Genomic DNA, 4,733 nt, shown 5'->3' with positions numbered 1-4,733 from the left:
AGGCCGATCATCAACACCCGCGACGAACCGCACGCCGACGCCGAGAAGTACCGCCGCCTGCACGTCATCGTCGGTGACTCCAACATGTGTGAGTCCACCACCATGCTCAAGGTCGGCACGGCCGCGCTGGTGCTGGAGATGATCGAGTCCGGCGTCCCGTTTCGCGACTTCTCGCTGGACAACCCGATCCGCGCCATCCGCGAGGTCAGCCACGATCTGACCGGCCGCCGTCCGGTGCGGCTCGCAGGCGGACGGCAGGCCAGCGCCCTGGACATTCAGCGCGAGTACTACAGCCGGGCCGTCGAGCATCTGCAGACCCGCGAACCCAACGCACAGATCGAGCAGGTCGTCGACCTATGGGGTCGCCTGCTCGACGCCGTGGAGGCCCAGGACTTCGCCAAGGTCGACACCGAGATCGACTGGGTGATCAAGCGCAAGCTGTTCCAGCGGTACCAGGACCGATACGACATGGAGCTGGCCGACCCCAAGATCGCCCAGCTCGACCTCGCCTACCACGACATCAAGCGGGGCCGCGGTGTGTTCGACCTGCTGCAACGCAAGGGCCTGGCCGCCCGCATCACCACCGACGAGGAGATCGAGGCCGCGGTCAACGAACCGCCGCAGACCACCCGCGCCAAGCTGCGCGGTGAGTTCATCAGTGCCGCGCAGGCCGCGGGCCGCGACTTCACCGTCGACTGGGTGCACCTCAAGCTCAACGACCAGGCCCAGCGAACGGTGTTGTGCAAGGACCCGTTCCGGTCGGTCGACGAACGGGTCAAGCGACTCATCGCCAGCATGTGAGCAGTGCCCACCCTTTGTCTTCATGTGCCCGTGACGTAGGCGTTTGGCGCGCGATCTCTTGCCGAGCACGTGATCGCACCTCGGCCCCGGTCGAATAGGGTTAGGCAGTGGGGATCTCCAAAGTCGAGCGTTTGATGAACTTGGTCATCGCACTCCTGTCCACCCGCACCTTCATCACGGCCGATCGGATCCGTGCGACGGTGTACGGCTACGCCGACAGCCCCAGTGACGAGGCCTTCTCGCGGATGTTCGAACGCGACAAGAACGAGTTGCGCGACCTCGGCATCCCTCTGGAGACCGGTCGGGTGTCGTCGCTGGATCCGACCGAGGGCTACCGCATCAACCAGGAGACCTATGCGCTTCCGCCGGTCGAGTTGACGGCCGACGAGGCCGCCGCGGTGGCGGTGGCCACCCAGCTGTGGCAGTCCCCTGAGCTCGTCACCGCCACCCAGGGAGCGCTGCTCAAACTGCGGGCAGCGGGTGTCGACGTCGACGCTCCTGAGGTCGGCGTGACCATCTCCACGGCCGCTGCGATGCCTGGTCTGCGTGGCTCGGAGGAAGTCCTGGGAATCCTGCTGGCAGCCATCGACTCCGGGCAGGCCGTGCAGTTCCAGCATCGCCCAACGCGCAGCGACCCGTACACCACCAGGACGGTGGAGCCGTGGGGTGTGGTCACCCACCACGGCCGGTGGTACCTCGTCGGCCACGACCGCGACCGCGACGACGTCCGCACCTTCCGGCTGTCCCGCATCGGCGCCGAGGTGGCCGCGGTCGGCCCGCGCGGCGGGGTGCGGCGGCCCGACGGAGTCGACCTGCGGGAGATCGTGCATCGGGCCGTGGCCGAGTGGCCGCCGGGGGCCCAGGCCCGGGTGTGGGTGGCCGACGGCCGTGCGACCGCGTTGCGGCGCCAGGCGGCGGTCACCGTGTCGCGCACGCTGGCGGGACGGGCGGGGGACGAGATCGCCATCGACATCGGTAGGCAGGACCGGCTGGCCCGCGAGATCGCGGGATACGGCGCCGACGCCGTGGTGCTCGACCCGCAGTCGTTGCGTGACGACGTGGTGGCCAGGCTCCGCGCTCAAGCGGACGGAGTAAGGACTTGAGCAGCGTTTCCACGCGGCTGGTCCGGCTGCTCAACATGGTTCCGTACTTCCAGGCCAACCCCAGGATCACGTTCGACGAGGCAGCCACCGACCTTGGCGTCAGCGTCAAGCAGCTGCGCGAAGATCTCGAGCAGCTATGGCTGTGCGGGCTTCCGGGATACAGCCCAGGCGATCTGATCGACTTCGAGATGTCGGGCAAGACAATCGAAGTCACCTTCTCGGCGGGCATGGACCACCCGCTGCGGCTGACGTCGCCGGAAGCGACCGGCATCTCGGTGGCGTTGCGGGCACTCCTCGACGTGCCGGGCATGGTCGATCCCGAGGCCGCCCGCAGTGCCATCGCCAAGATCGAATCGGCGGCGGGAACGGCCAAGGAAAGCGGCGGTACGGCGGTCGACGAACCCGCGCCGATGGAGAGCAACGCCGCGGCAGCGGTGCGCGCCGCGGTGCGGGACGACCACGCGCTCAGCATCGACTACTACTCGGCATCCCACGACACGCTGTCGACCCGGATCGTCGACCCGATCAGGGTGGTGTTGGTCGGCGACAACAGCTACCTCGAGGCATGGTGCCGCACGGCCGAGGCCGTGCGGCTGTTCCGCTTCGACCGCATCGTCGACGCACACGTGCTCGACGAGCCGTCGGTGCCCCCCGAGCCCGCCGTGGCGGCAGGACCTGACACGTCACTGTTCGACGCCGACCCGTCCCTGCCCTCGGCGACGCTCCTGATCGATCGGAGCGCGTCCTGGATGTTCGACTACTACCCGCTGCGCGCCGAACGTGAACTGGCCGACGGCGCGTTCGAGGCCGCCATGACCTACGCCTCGGACGAGTGGATGGCACGCTTCGTGCTGGGCTTCGGCTCAGCGGTGCGGGTGCTGGAGCCGCAGTCGCTGGCCGATCGGGTGCGCGACTTCGCCGTGTCGGCGCTGCAGGCCTATGAAGTCAGCGGCGACCACGCCGACGGGTAGACTTCGCATTGACTTCTGGAGGTGACCGAATTGGGTGGTCTACAACCCTGGCATTGGTTGATCGTGATCGCCGTGTTCGTGCTGTTGTTCGGGGCCAAGAAACTCCCGGACGCGGCGCGCTCATTGGGCAAGTCGATGCGCATCTTCAAATCCGAGATCAAGGAGATGCAGGCCGACTCCAAGCCGGAAGACGCGGCTCAGGCTCCGGCGGCCACGCCGATCGCCTCGGAGCGCGTCGACCCGACACCCCCGGCTCCCGCGCCGGAGCAGTCCTCCGACAAGCACCCGGCCTGACACACGCCTCCACCGACCGCGACGCGCTGTCGCGTCGCTGAGTGGCGTCCCCCGACGAGCCCGTGCAGATCCCCGGAATCCTCAAGAAGCTTGACCCGCGTCGCCTACGCACGCGGGCAAATCCCGACGGCACGATGTCGCTGGTCGATCATCTGCAGGAGCTGCGCAACCGCCTGCTGATCGCGGTGGCCGCGATCGTCGTCACCACGACCGTCGGGTTCTTCTGGTACACCCACGGCGCGTTCGGCCTGCCCAGCCTCGGTGACTGGCTGCGCGGCCCGTACTGCTCTCTGCCCGCCTCGGCGCGGGCCACCATCGCACCCAACGGAGAATGCCGGCTGCTTGCGACGGCGCCGTTCGACCAGTTCATGCTGCGACTCAAGGTCGCCCTCACCGCGGGCGTCGTGCTGGCCTGCCCGGTGTGGCTACAGCAGCTGTGGGCGTTCATCACCCCGGGCCTCTACAAGAAGGAACGCCGGTTCGCTACGGTGTTCGTCGGCTTCGGGGCGATGTTGTTCATCGGCGGCACCGTGCTTGCCTACGTGGTGATGTCCAAGGCGTTGAGCTTCCTGCTGACGGTCGGCAGCGACGTCCAGATCACCGCGCTGTCGGGTGACCAGTACTTCGGATTCCTGATCAACCTGTTGCTGGTGTTCGGCATCAGCTTCGAATTCCCGCTGCTCATCATCATGCTGAATCTGGTCGGCATGCTCACCTACGAGCGGTTGAAGGTCTGGCGACGCGGGCTGATCTTCGGTCTCTTCGTGTTCGCCGCGTTCGCGACGCCCGGCTCGGATCCGTTCTCGATGCTGGCGCTGGCAATGGCGCTGTCGGTGCTGCTGGAGCTGGCCATCCAGGTGGCGCGGATCAACGACCGGCGCAAGGCCCGCCGGGCCGCGCTGGAGGACGTGCCCGAGGACGAGGCGGCCCCGATCGGGAGCGTCGAGCCCGTCGACGCGCCCAGCGCGGTGCCCACCCCGTCCCGGCTGACGGTCGATGACCAAGCCACCTGACCTGACGCCCGAGCTGAGTCGCTTCGCCGAGGAGCTGCCGTTCACCCTCGACGGGTTCCAGTTGCGGGCGTGCACGGCGCTGGAGGCCGGGCACGGCGTGTTGGTGTGTGCGCCGACGGGTGCGGGCAAGACGGTGGTCGGCGAATTCGCCGTGCACCTGGCCCTTGCCGCAGGCCGAAAGTGCTTCTACACCACGCCGATCAAGGCGTTGAGCAACCAGAAGCACACCGACCTGGTGCGCCGCTACGGTCCGGAGCGGGTGGGCCTGCTCACCGGTGACCAGTCGATCAACGGCGACGCTGCGGTTGTGGTCATGACCACCGAGGTGCTGCGCAACATGTTGTACGCGAATTCGTCTGCTTTACAGGGGCTTTCGCATGTGGTGATGGACGAGGTGCACTTCCTGGCCGACCGGATGCGCGGTGCGGTGTGGGAGGAGGTGATCCTGCACCTGTCCGAGGACGTGCGGCTGGTCAGCCTGTCGGCGACGGTGAGCAACGCCGAGGAGTTCGGCGGCTGGATCCAGACCGTGCGCGGCGACACCACGGTCG

Annotated in this window: 6 protein-coding genes; all 6 read left to right on the top strand. The window is 67.7% G+C overall.

All coding sequences use genetic code 11. The annotated features are described in order from the left end of the window. Window positions 1–801: proteasome accessory factor PafA2 family protein (locus QOC69_RS08745; RefSeq protein WP_526438415.1), on the top strand; the 801-nt coding region annotated here is incomplete at its 5' end. Window positions 802–908: 107 nt separating this feature from the next. Continuing rightward, a complete protein-coding gene (locus QOC69_RS08740) occupies window positions 909–1,904 on the top strand; it encodes a helix-turn-helix transcriptional regulator (RefSeq protein ID WP_526438413.1) in 996 nt (331 codons plus the stop codon). Next, complete coding sequence (locus QOC69_RS08735; protein WP_526438411.1) at window positions 1,901–2,875, top strand: helix-turn-helix transcriptional regulator; 975 nt, start codon at window positions 1,901–1,903, stop codon at window positions 2,873–2,875. The genes QOC69_RS08740 and QOC69_RS08735 overlap by 4 nt, the downstream gene beginning before the upstream one ends. Before the next feature lie 30 nt (window positions 2,876–2,905). Continuing rightward, window positions 2,906–3,169, top strand: a complete 264-nt coding sequence (tatA, locus tag QOC69_RS08730) for a Sec-independent protein translocase subunit TatA (RefSeq protein ID WP_526438419.1) — start codon at window positions 2,906–2,908, stop codon at window positions 3,167–3,169. A 62-nt stretch (window positions 3,170–3,231) separates the two neighbouring features. Further along, on the top strand, window positions 3,232–4,182 hold the full coding sequence (gene tatC, locus QOC69_RS08725; RefSeq protein WP_526438417.1) for a twin-arginine translocase subunit TatC: 951 nt from the start codon (window positions 3,232–3,234) through the stop codon (window positions 4,180–4,182). Beyond that, window positions 4,166–4,733 (top strand): DEAD/DEAH box helicase (locus QOC69_RS08720; protein ID WP_526438409.1); only part of this gene is annotated, 568 nt, incomplete at its 3' end. The genes tatC and QOC69_RS08720, both read left to right, overlap by 17 nt.

Source organism: Mycobacterium sp. (genome assembly GCF_032162105.1).
Lineage (GTDB): Bacteria > Actinomycetota > Actinomycetes > Mycobacteriales > Mycobacteriaceae > Mycobacterium.
The sequence above is the reverse complement of the archived record's forward strand: the minus strand, read 5'-3'. Positions and strand labels throughout refer to the sequence as shown.